Raw genomic sequence first — 19,120 nt, forward strand, 5'->3', positions numbered from 1 at the left:
GTCGGCCCTCGACCGTGCAGCCGGCGACCGTACGGCCCGCGGCGTCAGCCCGCGAGAAAGGCGGCCACCGTACGGGTGAAGGCGGCCGGATCGTCGAGCCACGGGTAGTGGCCGGCGCCGGGCTGGACGGCGGCACGGGCGTGGCGGAACAGCGCGGCCGCGGCGCGGACCGCCCCGGGCCGCGGGTCGGGGTCGTACTCGCCGGCCAACAGCAGCGTCGGCACCGGGAGTTCGGCGACCGCGGCGCGGACGGCGGTGGGCCGGAAGCCGCCGCCGTGGTACGCCGCGGCGGCCTCCGGGTGGCTCTGGACGGCGCAGTCGGCCTCGTGGGCGCGGGCGGTGGCGTTCCAGTCGCCGTGGAAGAGCGGCGCCACGGCGTCGGGGTCGGCGGCGCCGCCGGCGAAGGCGGCGCGGACGGCGGCCCGGGCGGCCGGGTACCACTCCTCGTCGGCGAGGCCGCGGGCCTCGGCCGCCTCGCGGTAGTCGTCCTCGGTGGCGGTGCCGCCGAGGATCCGGAGGCTGGGCGTGACCAGCACCAGCCGGCCGGTGCGCCCGGGGTGCCGCAGCGCGTACAGGGTGGCGAGCGAGCAGCCGGCGGAGTGGGCGAGGAGGTCGGCCCGGTCGAGCCCGAGGTGCGCCCGGAACGCCTCGACGTCGGCCACCTGCCGGTCGACCCGGTAGCCCGCCGGGTCGGCCGGGCGTGCCGATCGGCCGGTGCCGCGCAGGTCGAGGACGTGCAGGGCGCGGTGCGCGCCGAGGCCGCCGAGGTCGCCGAGGTACGCGGCGTCGCGCATCGGGCCGCCGGCGAGGACGAGCAGCGGCTCGCCCTCGCCGAGGACGCGGTAGCCGAGCGGGGTGCCGTCGGGGCCGGTGAAGGTCGTCATCGAACGATCGTGGCAACCGCCGACCGGCCGGGCAACGGGAATTCGGCCGGGCGCCGCGCAGCCGGGCCGGTCAGCCCGCCGAGCCGCCGAAGCGCGCCGTCCAGGCCGCCAGGTCCTCGTCCGTGATCTTGGCGAACAGCACCGGCGGCACCGTGAACGCCGTCCCGGCCGGCACCAGGTCCAGCGCCCGCGCCTCCTGGGGGGTGATCCAGTCCCGGGTGGCGGCCGGGGAGTCCTCGGGCAGCGCGAAGGCCCCGCGCATCGCCGCCGCGGTGGCCGGGATGAACGGTTCGGAGACCACCGCGTACAGGTGGATCAGGTTCATCGCGGTGCGCAGGGTCAGCGCCGCCGCCTCCGGGTCGGTCTTCACCTGCAGCCAGGGCGCCTTCTCGTCCAGGTACGCGTTGCCCGCGCTCCACAGCGCGCGCAGGGCCTGCGCCGCCTTGCGGAAGTTGAGCGCGTCCAGCTGGGCCTCGTACTCGGCGAGCAGCGCGGCGACCTGCTCGCCGAGGCGCTGCTCGGCCAGGCCCGGCGCGTGCCCGCCCGGGACGTCGTCGCCGAAGCGCTTGCGGCTGAAGGAGAGCACCCGGTTGACGAAGTTGCCGAGGGTGTCGGCGAGGTCCTTGTTGACCACCGAGGCGAACAGGTCCCAGGTGAAGCTGGAGTCGTCCGACTCGGGCGCGTGCGCCATCAGGAAGTAGCGCCAGTAGTCGGCGGGCAGCAGCTCCAGCGCGACGTCGGTGAAGACGCCGCGCTTCTGGCTGGTGGAGAACTTCCCGCCGTAGTACGTCAGCCAGTTGAAGGCCTTGACGTAGTCGACCTTCTTCCACGGACGGCGCGAGCCGAGCAGCGTGGCCGGGAACATCACGGTGTGGAACGGGACATTGTCCTTGGCCATGAACTCGGTGTAGCGGACGGTCTCGTCGACCTCGTACCACCAGGACTTCCAGTCCCGCAGCTGCCCGGCCGGGGCCGCGTCCGCCCATTCCTTGGTGGCGCCGATGTACTCGATCGGGGCGTCGAACCAGACGTAGAACACCTTGCCCTCGGCGGCCAGTTCGGGCCACACGTCGGCCGGCACCGGGACGCCCCACTCCAGGTCGCGGGTGATCGAGCGGTCCTGGAGGCCCTCGGTCAGCCACTTGCGGGCGATCGAGGAGGCCAGCACCGGCCAGTCGTCGGCGTGGGCGGCGACCCAGTCCCCGACCTCCTCGGTGAGCTTGGACTGGAGCAGAAACAGGTGGCGGGTCTCCCGGACCTCCAGGTCGGAGCTGCCGCTGATCGCCGAGCGCGGCTCCAGCAGGTCGGTCGGGTCGAGCACCCGGGTGCAGTTCTCGCACTGGTCGCCGCGGGCCTTGTCGTAGCCGCAGTGCGGGCAGGTGCCGACGATGTAGCGGTCCGGCAGGAAGCGGCCGTCGGCGTTGGAGTACACCTGGCGGATCGCGCGCTCCTCGATGAAGCCGTTGCGCTGCAGCTCGCGGGCGATCTCCTGGGTGATCTCCCGGTTCTGCGGCGAGGAGCTGCGGCCGAAGTGGTCGAAGGAGAGCCCGAAGCCCTCGTACACCGCCCGCTGCGCGTCGTGTGCCCGGGCGCAGAACTCCGCGACCGGCAACCCGGCTTCCTGAGCGGCCAGTTCGGCGGGCGTGCCGTGCTCGTCGGTGGCGCAGATGAACAGCACCTCGTGCCCTCGTCGGCGCAGGTACCGGGCGTGGACGTCCGCCGGGAGCATGGACCCGACCATGTTGCCCAGGTGCTTGATCCCGTTGATGTACGGAAGGGCGCTAGTGATCAGGTGCCGAGCCATCCTCGGATGCTCCGATTTCTCCCGCACGCGCACCCCACCCGGAGTGCCGTGTCAGGCGCAGGGGTCCACTGTGGGCTGCAAGCCTAGGGCAAGCGGAGGGCCCTGGCGCGCGCGGCGGGCCGGGGCGGACGGCACTTCCGGGCCGGGGCGGACAGCACTTCCGGGGCGGCGTGGACGGCGCGTCCGGGCCGGGCGTCACGGCCGGCTGAAGTCGCCGTACCGGTCGAACTCCCCGGACTTCACCCCGCGGACGAAGGCGGCCCACTTGCGGGGGGTGGTCTGCACGACGACCTCGGGCCGGTCGGACTCGCGGATCTCCACCAGCTCGCCCGCCGATCTGACCTCGACGCAGTCGGTGCTCTCGCCGCTGGCCGAGGCCTTTCGCCAGGTACTCATGCGAAGTCTTTCAGCAAGGCCCGGATGAAGTCCCGGGACTCGTCCGGCCCGAGCGCGATGGCCGCGGTCTCCTCCTTGATCCGGCGGTAGGAGGCCAATTCGGCCTGGGTGTGCACGAATTTCGGCCCGTGGGAGAGATCGATCTGGACGGTGTCGAGTTCCGGGACGGGTCCGCGGGCGAGGTACAGGCTCTCTCCGGAGCCGGTGTAGGTGGGCACGCTGAACGGGATCACCCGGATCTCCACACCGGGCCGTTCGGAATTCTCCAACAGGCTCCGCAACTGGTCGCGCAGTACTTCCGGACCGCCGAACTGCATGCGCAGCGCGGACTCGTGCAGGAATGCGCTGTACGGCTTCGGGTGGTCGACGAAGATCTGCTGGCGCCGAATCCGGAATGCCTTCCGGACGTCGGCCTCCTGCCGGTACTGCGGGGGGAGCCGCTCGAACACCGCGGCGGCGTACTCCGGGGTCTGCAGCAGTCCGGGGATGAAGGTGCTGTTCAGGATGGAGAGGGAGGACGCGTGGTGCTCCATCTCCGCGATGTCGATGATCGCGTTCGGCAGCCGGCCGCGGTAGCCGTCCCACCAGTACTTGCGCCGGTCCTGAGTCATCGTCAGCAGCGCGTCCAGGTAGGGGCCGTCCGCGCAGCCGCAGGTGAGTGCCCAGATCCGGAGCCGCTCGGCGCTGATGCCCGACTTCCCGTTCTCCATCTGGGAGATCTTGGGCAGGTCGGTGCCGATGGTGGCGGCCAGGCTCTTGGGCGTGACGCCCACGAGCTCGCGCATCCTGCGCAACTCGATCCCGAGGCGCTGCTGGCGCACGGTCGGCGACAAGCGGGGTGGCATGACTCTCTTCTCCGGGTCGCGGCTGGCGTCGATGCTTCCGGTGAAGTGTGCCGCGCGTGCCGGGCCCTAGCTACCGAAATGGGGGATACCCCACGATGGAGTGAACGTCCTTCCGCTCGGTAGCAACTCTGGCACCTTGACCCTATGGTCATCCGTGTCACTCGCTGACTTGTTGCCGCCTAAACAGTCGTCAAACAGTCGTCAATCGGCCGTAATGACACATCAGATGCATGGTCGCGGCGCCCGAAATCATCGACCGGAGACAGCCATGCCCCTCCCCTCTGTACTCGGCCTTCCCCATCGGCCCCACCGGCCCCACCCGTCCCGGCGCATTTCCGCATCCCGGTGAATGCGGTTCTCGTCGCCGGATTGTCGGCGCTCCTGCTCGCCGTCCTGTTCGTCGGCTGGCTGGTCTGGCTGGTGAACGTCAGGCCCTCCGAACTCCGCGCGGTGAAGCGCGAGTTGGCGGCCGGCCATGCCGCCGCGGGGGACCGGAAGTAGCCGCCGCGGCCGGCCGGGGCGCGGCTCAGCCCCGGGAGAGCCGTTCCGTCAGCCGGGACTCGGCCGCCGGCCACTCGTCGGCGAGCATCGAGAAGTAGACGCTGTCCCGCCAGGTGCCGTCGGGGCGCAGCCGGTGGCGGCGCAGCGTCCCCTCGTACTGGGCGCCGAGGCGCAGGACCGCGGCGCGGGAGCGCTCGTTGCGGGCGTCGGTCTTCCAGAAGACCCGGCCCATGCCGAGGTCCTCGAAGGCGTGGCGCAGGAGCAGCAGCTTGGCCTCGGTGTTGACCGCCGTGCGCCAGACCGAGCGGGCGTACCAGGTGCCGCCGATCTCCACGGACTCGTCCGGCGCGCTGTGGTCGTGGTAGCCGGTGACGCCGACGGCCCGGCCGCTCGCGAGGTCGACGGCGGCGAAGTTCACCGACTCGCCCGCGGCCGCTTCCGCGATCCGGGTGTCGAGGATCGCGCCGAGCTCCTCCTGCGAGCCGGGCAGCGGCGACATGGTCCAGCGCCAGACGTCGGGGTCGGGGCCGATGGCGGTCCAGAGGTCGGCGAGGTGGCGGCGCTCCAGCGGCTCCAGGCGGATGTGGCGGCCGGTGAGGGTGACGGGTGCGGGCTGCTTCGCGGTCATGATCCGAACGTAGCCCGATTGTGCACTAGAGGCAATAGATGTTTGAACTAGTGCAAAAGGCCCCGATGCGAAAGGCCCGGTGCGAAAGCCCCGATGCGAAAGGCCCGGCGCGAAAGACCCGAAGCGAAAGAGCCGGCGCGGAGGGTCCAGCACGGAGGATCCGGGACGACGAAGGGCCCCGCAGGACGGTGCGTCCTGCGGGGCCCTCGGTGAAGAGCGGGTTCCGGCTCAGATGAACGAGTTGATCTGGATCGTCTCGTCGCGGCCCGGGCCGACGCCGATGGCGGAGATCGGCGCGCCCGACATCTCCTCCAGCGCCTTCACGTACGCCTGGGCGTTCTTCGGCAGATCGGCGAAGGACTTCGCCTTGCTGATGTCCTCGGTCCAGCCCGGCAGCGTCTCGTAGATCGGCTTGGCGTGGTGGAAGTCCGACTGGTTGTAGGGGAGCTCCTCGACCCGCTTGCCGTCGATCTCGTACGCGACGCAGACCGGGATCTGCTCCCAGCCGGTCAGCACGTCCAGCTTGGTGAGGAAGAAGTCGGTGAGGCCGTTGACCCGGGTCGCGTAGCGCGCGATCACGGCGTCGAACCAGCCGCAGCGGCGGTCGCGGCCGGTGGTGACACCGCGCTCGCCGCCGATCCGGCGCAGCGCCTCGCCGTCCGCGTCGAGCAGCTCGGTCGGGAACGGGCCGGAGCCGACGCGGGTGGTGTAGGCCTTGAGGATGCCGATGACCCGGTCGATCTTGGTCGGGCCGATGCCGGCGCCGGTGCAGGCGCCGCCCGCGGTCGGGTTCGACGAGGTCACGAAGGGGTACGTGCCGTGGTCGACGTCGAGCAGGGTGCCCTGGCCGCCCTCCAGCAGGACGACCTTGTCCGCCTTCAGCGCCTCGTCCAGGACGAGGGTGGTGTCGGAGAGGAAGGGCTTGATCTTCTCCGCGTAGCCCAGGTACTCCTCGACCACCAGGTCGGCCGGGATGGTGCGGCGGTTGTACAGCTTGACCAGGATCTGGTTCTTGTCGTGCAGCGCCGCCTCGATCTTCTGGCGCAGGATCGACTCGTCGAACAGGTCCTGGACCCGGATGCCGACGCGGTTGATCTTGTCCGCGTAGGTCGGGCCGATGCCGCGGCCGGTGGTGCCGATCCGGCGCTTGCCGAGGAAGCGCTCGGTGACCTTGTCCAGGGTGCGGTGGTACGGCGTGATCAGGTGGGCGTTGCCCGAGATCAGCAGCTTGGAGGTGTCGATGCCGCGCTCGTTCAGGCCGGCCAGCTCGGAGAGCAGCACGGCCGGGTCGATCACGACGCCGTTGCCGATCACCGGCGTCACGTTCGGGCTGAGGATTCCGGAAGGGAGCAGGTGCAGGGCGTACTTCTGGTCGCCGATGACCACCGTGTGACCGGCGTTGTTGCCGCCCTGGTAGCGGACCACGTAGTCCACGGAGCCACCGAGGAGGTCGGTGGCCTTCCCCTTGCCCTCGTCTCCCCACTGAGCGCCAACGAGCACGAGTGCCGGCACAGGCGTACACCCCTTCCGGTTGGGGCATCCTGCGTAGGCCGCAGTCTGCCCCGAGATAGACGAAGCCCCTGGCGCAATGGCGCAAGGGGCTCTTGCACCGAGAGATTACCTGAGGAAGGACCGGTCGTGTCGTCCCTGTCCACGCCTGCTACCGGCGGCCCGGAGCCGCTCCTGCTGCTCCTCGACCCGGTGGCCCGGCAGACCGACGGCGAGTCGGTGCGGATCGCGAAGGACGTGCTCTGCGGGGGCGCGGACGTGAAGGTGGCCTTTCCGGAGAGTCCTTCCGAGCTCGACCGGGTGCTTTCGCACCGGGGCCGGAGGCGACCGGTGGTGATCGGTTCCGACCTCGCGCTGCAGCGGGTGCTCCAGGCCCTGCATCGCCAGCGTGAGCTGGGCACGGAACCGGTGGGGATGGTTCCGGTCGGCCGCTCGCAGGAGCTGGCGGCGGCCCGCGCGCTCGGCGTGCCGGGGGAGCCGGTGCGGGCCGCGCGGGCGGTGCTGTCGGGCGCGCCGCGCCGGCTGGACCTGCTGGTGGACGACGGTGGCGGGGTGGCGCTGGGCGGGGTGCGGATCACCGGCGGGGGTGCGCGGCGCATGGTGGGCCGTTCGGGTGGCTGGCGTTCGCTATGGGCGAAACTGGCTGCGGCCGAGCAGGCGAACGCACTCACTCCGGACGGCGCCGACCACAGCTCCCGGGTCCGGGTCGAGGCCGACGGCCGACTGCTCGCGGACGTCCACCGGCCGGTCCGGCTGGTCCAGGTCACGCTGCCGTCCGGCGCCTCGGACGGGACGGGCGAGATGGAGGTGGTGGTCGCCGCCTCCGGCGCCCTGGTGCGCGCCCGGGCGGCGAGCGTGTCGGTGGTCGGGCGGGGCTTCGACTACGAGGCCGACGGCCGCCCGGTCGGTCCGGTCCGGGCGCGGACCTGGACGGTGCACCCGGGAGCCTGGGGCCTGCTGCTGCCGGCCGCCTGACCGACTGCCTGAACGCCCGCCCGACCGCGCCCGACCGCCCGACCGACCGGTGGGCGACCGGCGGGCGACGGGTGGGGGAACGCCGGGTGAGCAGGCTCACGTTCGTCCGTGCCCGGACCCCCGCCGCCGCGCACCCGGAACTCCCCAACAGGCGCGAACCACAAGGCCAAGCGCCGCCCGCCGGAATTCCCCCCACCCGAAATCCCCGGCCGGTAAGGGGTTTTGTCTACGCGCATCAACTCGCGATCGCCGGACAAACCCGCAGTCCCGGGGTCCGACAGCCCGGGTCAACTGCCCTAGACTCGAAGGCGTGCCACGTGGTGACGGAAGACTCAACCACGATCTTCTTCCCGGTGAGAAAGGCCCCCAGGACGCTTGTGGCGTCTTCGGTGTCTGGGCTCCCGGCGAGGAGGTCGCCAAGCTCACGTTCTTCGGCCTTTACGCCCTGCAGCACCGCGGTCAGGAATCCGCGGGCATCGCAGTGAGCAACGGCTCCCAGATTCTCGTCTTCAAGGACATGGGCCTCGTTTCCCAGGTCTTCGACGAGGCCTCGCTGGGGTCGTTGCACGGGCATATCGCCGTCGGACACGCCCGCTACTCGACCACCGGTTCCTCGGTCTGGGAGAACGCCCAGCCGACCTTCCGGGCGACCGTTCACGGTTCGCTGGCCCTCGGGCACAACGGAAACCTGGTGAACACCGCCGAACTGGCGGCCATGGTCGCCGAACTCCCCGGCGAGGAGCACGTCTCGCGCTCCGGCCGGAGCGCCGCGACCAATGACACCGACCTGGTGACGGCGCTGCTCGCCGGCCACCCGGACCTCTCCATCGAGGAGACGGCCAAGGTCGTGCTGCCCCAGGTCAAGGGCGCGTTCTCGCTCGTCTTCATGGACGAGCACACCCTCTACGCCGCCCGTGACCCGCAGGGCATCCGCCCGCTGGTGCTCGGCCGGCTGGAGCGCGGCTGGGTGGTCGCCTCCGAGACGGCGGCGCTGGACATCTGCGGCGCCTCCTTCATCCGCGAGGTCGAGCCCGGCGAGCTCATCGCCATCGACGAGAACGGGATGCGCAGCTCCCGGTTCGCCGAGGCCAAGCCCAAGGGCTGCGTCTTCGAGTACGTCTACCTGGCCCGCCCCGACACCTCCATCGCCGGCCGCAACGTGCACCTCTCCCGCGTGGAGATGGGCCGCCGGCTGGCCAAGGAGGCGCCCGTCGAGGCCGACCTGGTGATAGCGACGCCCGAGTCCGGCACCCCCGCCGCGATCGGCTACGCCGAGGCCAGTGGCATCCCGTACGGCTCCGGCCTGGTGAAGAACGCCTACGTGGGCCGCACCTTCATCCAGCCCAGCCAGACGATCCGCCAGCTCGGCATCCGGCTCAAGCTCAACCCGCTGCGCGAGGTCATCGCGGGCAAGCGCCTGGTGGTCGTGGACGACTCGATCGTGCGCGGCAACACCCAGCGGGCCCTGGTGAAGATGCTCCGCGAGGCCGGCGCCGCCGAGGTCCACATCCGGATCTCCTCGCCGCCGGTGAAGTGGCCCTGCTTCTTCGGCATCGACTTCGCCACCCGCGCGGAGCTGATCGCCAACGGCATGACCATCGAGGAGATCGGCCGCACCCTCGGTGCGGACTCGCTCTCCTACATCTCGATCGACGGCATGATCGAGGCCACCGCGCAGCCGAAGGACCGGCTCTGCCGGGCCTGCTTCGACGGCGAGTACCCGATGGAGCTGCCGGATCCGGCGCTGCTCGGCAAGCTCCTGCTGGAGGCCGAGATCAAGGGCGGCCAGCAGCCGCCGGCCGTCCGCGGCAAGCCGACCAGCGGCAGCGACCTGGACGGCGTCCAGTCGCTGCTCGGCGGGGCGGGCGCGGCCGACGCGCTGCGCCGGCCGTAACGAACCGACGGTGGGGTCCCGTGAACCGGGGCCCCACCGCTGTTCCACCCCCTGCTGTTCCGTAGAACCACCCCCACCTGACCCGAAAGGGCCGCACGCAGTGACCAGCAACCAGAACGGTGCCACCTACGCCGCCGCCGGTGTCGACATCGAGGCGGGCGACCGCGCCGTCGAGCTCATGAAGCAGTGGGTGAAGAAGGCCAACCGCCCCGAGGTGGTCGGCGGTCTCGGCGGTTTCGCCGGCCTCTTCGACGCGTCCGCCTTCAAGAACTACGAGCGGCCGCTGCTGGCCTCGGCCACCGACGGCGTGGGGACCAAGGTGGCCATCGCCGCCGCCATGGACAAGCACGACACCATCGGCCACGACCTGGTCGGCATGGTCGTCGACGACCTGGTGGTGTGCGGCGCCGAGCCGCTGTTCATGACCGACTACATCTGCGTCGGCAAGGTCGTCCCGGAGCGGGTCGCCGCGATCGTCAAGGGCATCGCCGAGGGCTGCGCGCTGGCCGGCTGCGCCCTGGTCGGCGGCGAGACCGCCGAGCACCCGGGCCTGCTGGGCCCGGACGAGTACGACGTCGCGGGTGCCGGCACCGGTGTGGTGGAGGCCGACGCGCTGCTCGGCGCGGACCGGGTCCGGGCCGGCGACGTGGTGATCGCGATGGCCGCCTCCGGCCTGCACTCCAACGGCTACTCGCTGGTCCGCCACGTGCTGCTGAACGAGGCCGGCTGGAAGCTGGACCGCAAGGTCGAGGAGTTCGGCCGCACCCTCGGCGAGGAGCTGCTGGAGCCGACCCGGATCTACTCGCTGGACTGCCTGGCGCTCACCCGCGCCACCGAGGTGCACGCCTTCTCGCACGTCACCGGCGGCGGCCTGGCGGCCAACCTGGCCCGGGTCGTCCCGGACGGCCTGCACGCCCGCCTGGACCGCGGCACCTGGACCCCGCTGCCGGTCTTCCAGACCGTCGCCGAGGTCGGCAAGGTGGCCACCCTGGAGATCGAGAAGACGCTGAACATGGGCGTCGGCATGGTCGCGGTCGTCCCGCCGCACTCGGTGGACGTCGTGCTGTCGATCCTGGAGGACCGCGGCGTGGAGGCCTGGCTGCTCGGCGACATCGTCGAGCGCGGCGACGGGCACGAGGGCGGCGCGGCCCTCTACAACGCCTACGAGGGCTTCCGGGCGAGCTGACCCCGGCGTGACGACGAGAGGGCCTCTCCGGAGCACCGGAGGGGCCCTCTCGCGTGCGGTGGAGGAGGTCGGCGGACCGTGCGGAACCGGTCGGCGCACCGTACGGGGGAACGCCGGGCGGGGCGGTCCGGCACGAGGGAACGCCGAAGACCGGTCCGGCGCCCTGGCGGGTGCCCGAACCGGTCGGCGGGACTGCTGTGGCTACGAGCGGCGGGAGGCCTGGGACGCCCCGGTGCCTGGCCCGTTGTCGTCCTCGTCGTCGAGGTCGGCGTAGCGGGCTGCGTACTCCGCGTACGGGTCGTCCTCCTCCTCCTCCTCGATCGGCTCCGGCTCGATCGAGGCGGTGGACGGAGATACGCCCAGCTCGTTGGACAGACGGTTAGCGTCGAACCCGCCGCTGTTGTACTTCAGCTCGCGGGCGACCTTCGTCTGCTTGGCCTTGGCCCGGCCGCGCCCCATGGGTCGACCCCCTCAACGATGGGGCTCACGGCCCCGAGTCTGACACGTGTTCATGATCAGGACCGGCCTGCCCGAATGGGAGGACCGTCCCTTGGAGCATTAACGGTACCTGTTTCCGCCGCTGGACGGTACGTCGTCGGTGTGACGTGGCGCGCACCGACCGCACCCGCGACCAGGTCTTCCCAGGTCAAGGGAGGTTTTGCGGCGTTTTGCGCGCTGTCCAGAGGTGTCTGAGGTCCGTCGTTCCAGGACTGATTATCCCCCCTAGGGGGGCCTCGGATCACCCGTTCGGCGGGAGAAGTGAGAATCCGGTTCCACATCGTGATGCGCGGGGGACCGTCCCCACGGCCCCCCGCGCATCACCGGGTCGGTTGTCGACCCGTCAGGCGCGGCGGGCGCCGGGCAGCAGCACCGTGCGCAGGGCGCTGATCTCGCGCATCCGCTTCTCGGCCAGGCGGTCGGCGGCGACCGCGGGCGGGATGCCGTCGGCCGTCGCCCGGGTGAAGATCTCCAGGGTGGTGTCGAAGATCTTCGTGGCCTTGTTCTTGGCCCGCTCGAAGTTGAAGCCGTCGATCTCGTCGGCGACCTGGATGACGCCGCCGGAGTTCACCAGGTAGTCCGGCGCGTAGAGGATGCCGCGGTCGGCCAGGTCCTTCTCGACGCCCGGGTGGGCCAGCTGGTTGTTGGCCGCGCCGCAGACGACGGAGGTGCCGAACTCGCCCAGCGCGGCGACCGTGGCGTCGGTCAGCGCGCCGCCGAGGGCGCAGGGGGCGTAGACGTCCAGCTTGGCCTGGAGCAGGGCGGTGGTGTCGGCGACGACCTCCACCTCCGGGTGGGCGGCGCGCACCCGGTTGACCGCGGCCTCGAAGGGGTCGGTGACGACGACCGTGGCGCCGTCCGCGACCAGGTGGCCGACCAGGTAGTGGCCGACCTTGCCGACGCCCGCGACGCCGACCCGCTTGCCGCGCAGGGTCGGCTGGCCCCAGCGGGCCTGGGCGCTGGCGCGCATGCCCTGGAAGACGCCGAAGGCGGTCAGGATGGACGAGTCGCCGGCGCCGCCGTGCTCGGGCGAGCGGCCGGTCACGAACTCGGTCTCGCGGGCGATGACGTCCATGTCCTGGACGTAGGTGCCCACGTCGCAGGCGGTGATGTAGCGGCCGCGCAGGGACTCGACGAAGCGGCCGTAGGCCCGGAGCATCGCCTCGTTCTTGTCCTTGTTCGGGTCGCCGATGATGACGGCCTTGCCGCCACCGAGGTCCAGGCCGGCCAGCGCGTTCTTGTAGGACATTCCGCGGGACAGGTTCAGTGCGTCCTCCAGCGCCGCCTCCTCGGAGGCGTACGGGAAGAAGCGGGTGCCGCCGAGGGCCGGGCCCAGGGCGGTCGAGTGGATGGCGATGATCGCCTTCAGGCCCGAGCTGCGGTCGTGGCAGAGGACGACCTGCTCGTGACCGTCGCCGGGGGCGCCGTCCTGTTCGGTACGGAAGATCCTGCTGAGCACGCCGGGTGCGGAGTGCGTGGCGGGGGTCTGTACGTCGGTCACTGTGGTGACTCCAGTATCGAAGGCCCGCTGCTGTGGTGCGGGCGTCTGAGGCGAAGCGTAGCCGCGCCCGTGCCGCCGATCGGCCGTCTTGTCCGAGCTGGGGCCGGTCGTCCGAGGAGTGAGACGGGAAGGGGGACGGGGTGCGGGCGCGAACGGTTCGGGGGCGCGCCCTCCCGGGGCCGGGCGGTGCGTGCGACCATGCAGGACGTGACCGTCGTACGTACTTCCGTACAACCGCCCTACGCCGCCCACCTGCGGGTCTACGAGCCGCTGGCCGCCTATCCGGAGCCCGAGCGGGCGCACTGGCAGGCCTGTGCGGCGGAGCGCGGTCCGGACGCCGCCGAGCCGTCGCAGCCGGTGGCGGCGGCGGTGCTGGAGGAGCAGCGGGAGGCGCTCGCCGGGCTGGCCGCCCGCACGCCCCGGGCGCTGCCCGAGCGGGAGAGCGGGCGGGCGTACCTGCGGGTGGTGGACGGCGTACTGTACGTCTGCCCGTGGGCGACCCGACTGCGCAGCTGGGAGGCGCTGGAGGAGCTGCGGGCCGGGGCGCCGGTGGCGCTGCTGGACACCGCGCTGCCGCCGGTGGCCCGGGCGGCCGCCGAGGCGGACCGGGAGCGCTGGCGGGCCGAGCACCCGGACGCCCGGCCGTGGATCCTGACCAGCCGGTGGGAGGTGCCGGTGCGCTGGTTCCTGCCCTTCGGGGACGAGGACCGCTGCTTCGTGCCGGGCGGGGACGGACCCGCGGACGGACCCGCGGACGGACCGGGAGGGGAAGCGGAGGAGGGGCCCGGGGGCCGGCCGGCGGCGCTGTTCTACCTGGTGCCGATGGCGCAGGCGCGCCGGCGGGTGGCGCGGGCCTTCCGGGCGCTGCGCGAGGCGGTGCCGGACGGGGAGCTGGTGCAGGGGGCGGAGCGGGTCGGGCGCTGGCTGGAGGAGTTCCATCCGCGCTCGCTGGTGGAACTGGACTACGGGGGCCTGGTGCATCTGCTGGGCCCGGAGCGGTTGCTGGCGGACCGTTCGGCGGGGGAACTGGAGGAGGGGCTGCGGGCGCTGCGGGCGGGGGACACCGCCGAGGCGCTGCGCGTGTACGGGGAGCTGACGGTGCGGTGGCGCCGGGTGCTGGCGCTGCGGCACGCGAACTGATGTCCGACCGCGCGTGTATGACTGTAAGAGTCCTAAGCACTGCACGTCCGATGACCAAGGTCCTGGTTCGGGTCAATAGCTGCCGAACGTGACACTACTCACCGTTGACGCGAACTTACCCCTATGTGCAAAAATGGGACAACCAGCCCAACTTCACGTGAGCGTGCCCACTTTTGGGTGGTTCTGGAGTCGATGCGTGCTTTGCGGGGAAACGGAGGGTCTGGTCCCTTCGTAACCGGATGTCATGGCTGCGTGACTGTCCGTTATGGGGTGGTCCATCGCCATCCGTCGGCCTTGAACCCGTGAGGGGTCAATTTTGGCGGTTTGGTCGATAGGGCTGGACGGATGGTGTAGTTGTAGACACCAGGACAAGCCGTTCGTCCTATAACCGACTCGGCCCGTCTATGCCATTTCGGGCATCGCGGGCCAAGGTGCAGAATTTGAAGGATAGAACCGCCCTGGTTCGGTTCTCCCGAGGAGGCCGCTCATGACCGCTCGTACCCCTGATGCTGAGCCGCTGCTGACGCCGGCAGAGGTTGCCACCATGTTCCGCGTGGACCCGAAGACGGTCACTCGCTGGGCAAAGGCGGGCAAGCTGACGTCGATTCGCACGCTCGGCGGTCACCGCCGTTACCGTGAGGCGGAGGTGCGCGCTCTGCTTGCTGGGATTCCCGCCCAGCGCACTGAGGCCTGATAGGCCGAAGGCTCTTTAAAGGGGCCGCTTACCGGACTCCGCCGGGTCCGGTAAGCGGCCCCTTTGTCGTGCCCGCCCGAGGGTGTTCCGTGCCGGGCGAGTGGTCGGAATGTTGAACTCCGGATAACGATTTGATGCGCGTGGGGCGGGGGGGATTTACAGTGAATAGCTGTACAATTTTACATATTAAATTAACGCAGTTCCCGGAAGGGTGGCGCGGGGCCGATTCCTGGGGAGGTTCCGTGACGACCGTCACACGGTCCGTCACTTGTGGTCTAGACCTGGCCGGGGTAGTGGGCCGAACGGTCAAAAGCGAGAGGCCCGGAACCTGACGGTTCCGGGCCTCTCGCACTGCGGCGATCCCGACGGGACTTGAACCCGCGACCTCCACCTTGACAGGGTGGCGAGCTAACCAACTGCTCCACGGGACCAGAGTGTTTCCTGATCTCGTTCACTCGCTTGCCGCGCTGCGAACAAGACAGACTGTAGCCCATGGTGGGCCCCCAGGTCGAACTGGCTCCTGAAGGCCCACCGCAGCTCACACGGCCACCCGGGTCAGAGCGTCGCCCGCGCCGCCGCCATCGCCTTCGTGATCCGCTTCTCCGACACCGGGCTCGGGGTGCCCAGCGACTGGGCGAAGAAACTGACCCGCAGCTCCTCGATCATCCAGCGGATCGCCCGCACCTCCGCGGACGGCTGGTGCCCGGCCGGCACCGCCGCCAGCAGCTCCCCGTACTCCTGCTGCACCTGCTGCACCTTCAGCAGCTGCTGGGCGTCCCGCTGCGGATGGTTGGGCAGCGCCTCCAGGCGGCGGTCCACCGCCAGCAGGTAGCGCTTGAGGTCCGGCAGCCGCTGCCAGCCGGTGGCCGTCACGAAGCCCGGGTGCACCAGCGAGGCCAGGTGCAGCCGGACGTCGTTCACCGCGTTCAGCAGCACCGGGCTGCTCACCGACTTCAGCCGGGTCGAGGCCTTGTGGAAGGCGATCAGCGCGGTGGCCGTCTTCAGCGTGGTGTCCGCGGACAGGTCGTACAGGTCCGTGCGCACCTTGTCGTGCAGCTTGCCGAAGGCCGCCTCGTCCCAGGCCGGCCCGCCGGCCAGGGCCATCAGCCGGTCCGTCGCGGCGGCCACGACGTCCTCGAACAGGGCGCCGATCGAGCCGTGCGGGCTGTGCGAGAGCGCCAGCTTCGCCTGGTTGCCCAGCCGGCCCTGGATGGACTTGGCCGGGGAGGTGGTGGTCAGCATCAGCAGCCGCCGCGTCCCCTCCCACATCGACCGGGCCTGCGCTTCCGGGGTGTCGAACAGCTTGACGCCGACCGACGGGCCCTCGTCCACCAGGGCCGGGTAGGCGCGCATCGAGTGGCCGCGCGAACGCTGCTCGAAGGTGCGCTGGAGCACCGGCAGCGAGGCAGGCCAGGCGGTCAGCCCGCTCTGCTCGATGCCCTGGCCGGACGCGGCCGAGGAGAGCGTCTCCTTGAGCTTGGGCTTGAGCCGGAGCCGCAGCTCCTCCAGGTCCTTGGACTCGGCGAGCTTCTTGCGGCCGTCCACCACCCGGAAGGTCACCTTGAGGTGATCGGGCACCCGGTCGTCGTCCCAGGCCTCCGGGGGCACGGTGACCGCCGTCAGGCGCTTCAGGGCGTGCTCCAGGGCCGGGAGCAGGGGCTCCTGGCGGTCCTTCACCGCGCGCAGCGCCGCCCGGGCGAAGTCCGGCGCCGGAACGAAGTTTCGCCGGATCGCCTTCGGCAGCGACTTGATGTACGCGGTGACCAGCTCCTCCCGCAGACCGGGGATCTGCCAGTCGAAGCCCTCCGCGGTGACCTGGTTCAGCACCGGCAGCGGGATGTGCACGGTCACGCCGTCCGCGTCGCTGCCCGGCTCGAACTGGTAGGTCAGCTTGAAGCGGAGCTTGCCCTGCTGCCAGTGGTCCGGGTAGTCGGCCTCGGTGACGCCGTCCGCGGCGTCGTTGATCAGCATCGACTTCTCGAAGTTCAGCAGGTCCGGCTGCTCGTGCCGGGCCTTCTTCCACCAGGAGTCGAAGTGCCGGGTGGAGACGATCTCGTCGGGCAACCGGGCGTCGTAGAAGTCGAACAGGGTCTGGTCGTCCACCAGGATGTCCCGGCGGCGGGCCCGGTTCTCCAGCTCCTCGACCTCGCCGAGCAGCTTGCGGTTCTCCGCGAAGAACCGGTGGTGGGTCTCCCAGTCGCCCTCGACCAGCGCGTTGCGGATGAACAGCTCGCGACAGAGCTCCGGGTCGATCCTCCCGTAGTTGACCTTGCGCTGGGCGACGACCGGCATCCCGTAGAGGGTCACCTTCTCGTACGCCATGACGGCGCCGGCCTTCTTCTCCCAGTGCGGCTCGCTGTAACTCCGCTTGATCAGGTGGCCGGCCAGCGGCTCGACCCACTCCGGCTCGATCTTCGCGTTGATCCGCGCCCAGAGCCGGGAGGTCTCCACCAGCTCCGCCGACATCACCCAGCGCGGCGGCTTCTTGAACAGGCCGGAGCCCGGGAACACCGCGAAGCGGGCGCCGCGCGCACCGCCGTACTCGCGCTTCTCCACGTCGAACAGACCGATGTGGGAGAGCAGGCCGGCCAGCAGCGACTGGTGGATCCGGTCGGCGTCCGGCTCGGCGTCCTCGTGCGGCTCCTCGATCGTGACGCCCAACTGCTTGGCGACGGTGCGCAGCTGGACGTAGATGTCCTGCCACTCCCGTATCCGCAGGTAGTTGAGGAACTCCGACTTGCACATCCGGCGGAACGCCGAGGAGGAGAGCTCCCGCTGCTGCTCCCGGACGTAGCGCCACATCGCCAGGTAGGAGAGGAAGTCGGAGGTCTCCGAGTTGAACCGCTTGTGCCGCTCGTCGGCGGCCTGGCGCTTCTCGGCCGGGCGCTCGCGCGGGTCCTGGATGGAGAGCGCGGCGGCGATCACCATGACGTCGCGGACGCAGCCGTTGCGGTCCGCCTCCAGCACCATGCGGGCCATCCGCGGGTCCACCGGGAGCTGGGCGAGCTTGCGGCCCAGCTGGGTCAGGCGCTTGCGCGGATCCTTCTCCTCCGGGTCGAGCGCGCCCAGCTCGTGCAGCAGGGCGACGCCGTCCTTGATGTTGCGCGAGTCCGGCGGGTCCAGGAACGGGAAGGCGGCGATGTCGCCGAGGCCGGCCGCCGTCATCTGGAGGATCACCGAGGCCAGGTTGGTGCGCAGGATCTCGGCGTCGGTGAACTCGGGGCGGGAGAGGAAGTCCTCCTCCGAGTAGAGCCGGATGCAGATGCCGTCCGAGGTACGGCCGCAGCGGCCCTTGCGCTGGTTGGCGCTGGCCTGGCTGATCGCCTCGATCGGCAGCCGCTGCACCTTGGTGCGGTGGCTGTAGCGGGAGATCCGGGCGCTGCCCGGGTCGATCACGTACTTGATGCCGGGGACGGTCAGCGAGGTCTCGGCCACGTTGGTGGCCAGCACGATCCGGCGGCTGCGGGAGCGCTGGAAGACCTTGTGCTGCTCGGCCGAGCTGAGCCGCGCGTACAGCGGCAGGATCTCGGTGTTCTTCAGCTTCAGCTTCCCGAGGGCGTCCGCGGTGTCGCGGATCTCGCGCTCGCCGGAGAGGAAGACCAGGATGTCGCCGGGGCCCTCGGCCTGGAGCTCCTCGGCGGCCTCGCAGATCGCCTGGACCTGGTCCCGGTCGCGGTCCGCCTCGTCCGCCTCGTCGTCGGCCTCGTCGACGATCGGCCGGTAGCGGACCTCGACCGGGTAGGTGCGGCCGGAGACCTCGATGATCGGGGCGTCGCCGAAGTGCCGGGCGAAGCGCTCCGGGTCGATGGTCGCGGAGGTGATCACGACCTTGAGGTCCGGGCGGCGGGGGAGCAGCTGCTTGACGTAGCCGAGGATGAAGTCGATGTTGAGGCTGCGCTCGTGCGCCTCGTCGATGATCAGGGTGTCGTACTGGTGCAGGTCGCGGTCGGTCTGGATCTCCGCGAGCAGGATGCCGTCCGTCATCAGCTTGACCAGGGTGTCCTGGCCGACCTGGTCGGTGAACCGGACCTTCCAGCCGACCGCCTCGCCGAGCGGGCTGTCCAGCTCCTCCGCGACCCGCTCGGCCACCGTGCGGGCGGCGATCCGGCGCGGCTGGGTATGGCCGACCAGGCCGCGCACGCCACGGCCGAGCTCCAGGCAGATCTTCGGGATCTGGGTGGTCTTGCCGGAGCCGGTCTCGCCCGCGACGATCACCACCTGGTGGTCCCGGATCGCCGCCAGGATCTCGTCCTTCTTCTGGCTGACCGGGAGCTCGGCGGGATAGCCGATCCTCGGGACGGCGCGCCGGCGCCGCTCGACGACCGCCTCGGCGCGGTCGATCTCGGCGGCGATCTCGGCGGCGACCTTCTGCCGGGCCTCGGGCTTGCGGACCCGACGGGCCCCCTCCAGCCGGCGCCCGATCCGCACCTGGTCGCGCAGGGTCAGCTCGGGCAGACGGGCGGCCAGCCCGCCGATTCCGGGGCCCTCGGCGGGTACGGTGGCGGACTGGACTGCGGGAGAACTCACTGCGGGCATCCCTCTAGGTTCGCAAGGAGGCACGGCGGAGCGCACCTCGGTTTTCGAGCCCCTCCAGTGTCACAGCCGTCGGCGGCGAATCGCGAACGGCGGGCAACGGTCCGAGGCCGTCCCGGGCTCCGGGAGGTT

15 protein-coding genes and 1 tRNA gene are annotated in these 19,120 nt (G+C 71.0%); 6 read left to right on the forward strand and 10 right to left on the reverse strand.

The window, feature by feature from the left end:
- Positions 1-44 precede the first annotated feature (44 nt).
- From ACFVVA_RS29985 to ACFVVA_RS30000, 4 genes are all read right to left on the reverse strand, one after another.
- Positions 45-884, reverse strand: coding sequence for an alpha/beta fold hydrolase (locus ACFVVA_RS29985; RefSeq protein WP_387693912.1), 840 nt, complete (start codon positions 882-884; stop codon positions 45-47).
- A 70-nt stretch (positions 885-954) separates the two neighbouring features.
- Entirely contained in the window at positions 955-2,688 is a 1,734-nt protein-coding gene (gene metG, locus ACFVVA_RS29990; RefSeq protein ID WP_387693913.1) for a methionine--tRNA ligase, read from the reverse strand.
- 195 nt (positions 2,689-2,883) lie between these two features.
- A complete protein-coding gene (locus ACFVVA_RS29995) occupies positions 2,884-3,084 on the reverse strand; it encodes a DUF397 domain-containing protein (RefSeq protein WP_359897985.1) in 201 nt (66 codons plus the stop codon).
- Positions 3,081-3,929, reverse strand: a complete 849-nt coding sequence (locus ACFVVA_RS30000; protein WP_359897983.1) for a helix-turn-helix transcriptional regulator — start codon at positions 3,927-3,929, stop codon at positions 3,081-3,083. The genes ACFVVA_RS29995 and ACFVVA_RS30000 overlap by 4 nt, the downstream gene beginning before the upstream one ends.
- Before the next feature lie 369 nt (positions 3,930-4,298).
- Between ACFVVA_RS30000 and ACFVVA_RS30005 the strand changes: the two genes are divergently transcribed.
- Positions 4,299-4,430 carry a hypothetical protein gene (locus ACFVVA_RS30005; RefSeq protein ID WP_387693914.1) on the forward strand — a complete coding sequence of 44 codons (132 nt, stop codon included), beginning with the start codon at positions 4,299-4,301 and terminating at the stop codon, positions 4,428-4,430.
- Between the two features lie 25 nt (positions 4,431-4,455).
- Here the strand turns inward: ACFVVA_RS30005 and ACFVVA_RS30010 are convergent, their stop codons facing one another.
- Both ACFVVA_RS30010 and ACFVVA_RS30015 read right to left on the reverse strand, forming a co-directional pair.
- Entirely contained in the window at positions 4,456-5,058 is a 603-nt protein-coding gene (locus ACFVVA_RS30010; protein WP_387693915.1) for a GNAT family N-acetyltransferase, read from the reverse strand.
- Between the two features lie 228 nt (positions 5,059-5,286).
- Positions 5,287-6,570: an adenylosuccinate synthase gene (locus ACFVVA_RS30015; RefSeq protein ID WP_359897977.1), complete on the reverse strand. Its 1,284-nt coding sequence runs from the start codon at positions 6,568-6,570 to the stop codon at positions 5,287-5,289.
- Between the two features lie 126 nt (positions 6,571-6,696).
- Here ACFVVA_RS30015 and ACFVVA_RS30020 point away from each other — a divergent pair, with 126 nt between their 5' ends.
- The 3 genes from ACFVVA_RS30020 (at position 6,697) to purM (ending at position 10,622) form a co-directional block, all read left to right on the forward strand.
- Positions 6,697-7,542: a diacylglycerol kinase gene (locus ACFVVA_RS30020; protein WP_380546262.1), complete on the forward strand. Its 846-nt coding sequence runs from the start codon at positions 6,697-6,699 to the stop codon at positions 7,540-7,542.
- Between the two features lie 310 nt (positions 7,543-7,852).
- On the forward strand, positions 7,853-9,436 hold the full coding sequence (purF, locus tag ACFVVA_RS30025; RefSeq protein WP_387693916.1) for an amidophosphoribosyltransferase: 1,584 nt from the start codon (positions 7,853-7,855) through the stop codon (positions 9,434-9,436).
- 100 nt (positions 9,437-9,536) lie between these two features.
- Positions 9,537-10,622 carry a phosphoribosylformylglycinamidine cyclo-ligase gene (gene purM / locus ACFVVA_RS30030; protein ID WP_359897972.1) on the forward strand — a complete coding sequence of 362 codons (1,086 nt, stop codon included), beginning with the start codon at positions 9,537-9,539 and terminating at the stop codon, positions 10,620-10,622.
- Between the two features lie 201 nt (positions 10,623-10,823).
- Here purM and ACFVVA_RS30035 read toward each other — a convergent pair whose 3' ends face one another.
- Positions 10,824-11,081, reverse strand: coding sequence for a DUF3073 domain-containing protein (locus tag ACFVVA_RS30035; RefSeq protein ID WP_359897971.1), 258 nt, complete (start codon positions 11,079-11,081; stop codon positions 10,824-10,826).
- A 382-nt stretch (positions 11,082-11,463) separates the two neighbouring features.
- Complete coding sequence (locus ACFVVA_RS30040; RefSeq protein WP_387693917.1) at positions 11,464-12,621, reverse strand: Glu/Leu/Phe/Val dehydrogenase dimerization domain-containing protein; 1,158 nt, start codon at positions 12,619-12,621, stop codon at positions 11,464-11,466.
- Positions 12,622-12,819: 198 nt separating this feature from the next.
- Here ACFVVA_RS30040 and ACFVVA_RS30045 point away from each other — a divergent pair, with 198 nt between their 5' ends.
- Together ACFVVA_RS30045 and bldC are read left to right on the forward strand one after the other, a co-directional pair.
- Positions 12,820-13,761 (forward strand): hypothetical protein, encoded by a 942-nt coding sequence (locus ACFVVA_RS30045; RefSeq protein ID WP_387693918.1) that lies wholly within the window; start codon positions 12,820-12,822, stop codon positions 13,759-13,761.
- A gap of 487 nt (positions 13,762-14,248) precedes the next feature.
- Entirely contained in the window at positions 14,249-14,455 is a 207-nt protein-coding gene (bldC, locus tag ACFVVA_RS30050) for a developmental transcriptional regulator BldC (RefSeq protein WP_014137253.1), read from the forward strand.
- Positions 14,456-14,812: 357 nt separating this feature from the next.
- On the opposite strand, the gene ACFVVA_RS30055 is transcribed toward bldC, so the two are convergent.
- Both ACFVVA_RS30055 and hrpA read right to left on the reverse strand, forming a co-directional pair.
- A tRNA-Asp gene (locus ACFVVA_RS30055) sits at positions 14,813-14,886 on the reverse strand.
- Between the two features lie 124 nt (positions 14,887-15,010).
- On the reverse strand, positions 15,011-18,991 hold the full coding sequence (gene hrpA / locus ACFVVA_RS30060; protein WP_387693919.1) for an ATP-dependent RNA helicase HrpA: 3,981 nt from the start codon (positions 18,989-18,991) through the stop codon (positions 15,011-15,013).
- Positions 18,992-19,120 lie beyond the last annotated feature (129 nt).

The sequence above is a fragment of the Kitasatospora sp. NPDC058048 genome (assembly GCF_042885555.1).
Classification (GTDB): Bacteria; Actinomycetota; Actinomycetes; order Streptomycetales; family Streptomycetaceae; genus Kitasatospora; species Kitasatospora lactacystinica.

Bases quoted from the DNA above. Each gene is read 5' to 3' on its own strand.
- ACFVVA_RS30010 (WP_387693915.1), bottom strand. From the start codon at position 5,058: ATGACCGCGAAGCAGCCCGCACCCGTCACCCTCACCGGCCGCCACATC.
- hrpA (WP_387693919.1), bottom strand. From the start codon at position 18,991: ATGCCCGCAGTGAGTTCTCCCGCAGTCCAGTCCGCCACCGTACCCGCC.
- ACFVVA_RS30000 (WP_359897983.1), bottom strand. From the start codon at position 3,929: ATGCCACCCCGCTTGTCGCCGACCGTGCGCCAGCAGCGCCTCGGGATC.
- bldC (WP_014137253.1), top strand. From the start codon at position 14,249: ATGACCGCTCGTACCCCTGATGCTGAGCCGCTGCTGACGCCGGCAGAG.
- metG (WP_387693913.1), bottom strand. From the start codon at position 2,688: ATGGCTCGGCACCTGATCACTAGCGCCCTTCCGTACATCAACGGGATC.
- ACFVVA_RS29995 (WP_359897985.1), bottom strand. From the start codon at position 3,084: ATGAGTACCTGGCGAAAGGCCTCGGCCAGCGGCGAGAGCACCGACTGC.
- ACFVVA_RS30045 (WP_387693918.1), top strand. From the start codon at position 12,820: ATGCAGGACGTGACCGTCGTACGTACTTCCGTACAACCGCCCTACGCC.
- ACFVVA_RS29985 (WP_387693912.1), bottom strand. From the start codon at position 884: ATGACGACCTTCACCGGCCCCGACGGCACCCCGCTCGGCTACCGCGTC.
- ACFVVA_RS30035 (WP_359897971.1), bottom strand. From the start codon at position 11,081: ATGGGGCGCGGCCGGGCCAAGGCCAAGCAGACGAAGGTCGCCCGCGAG.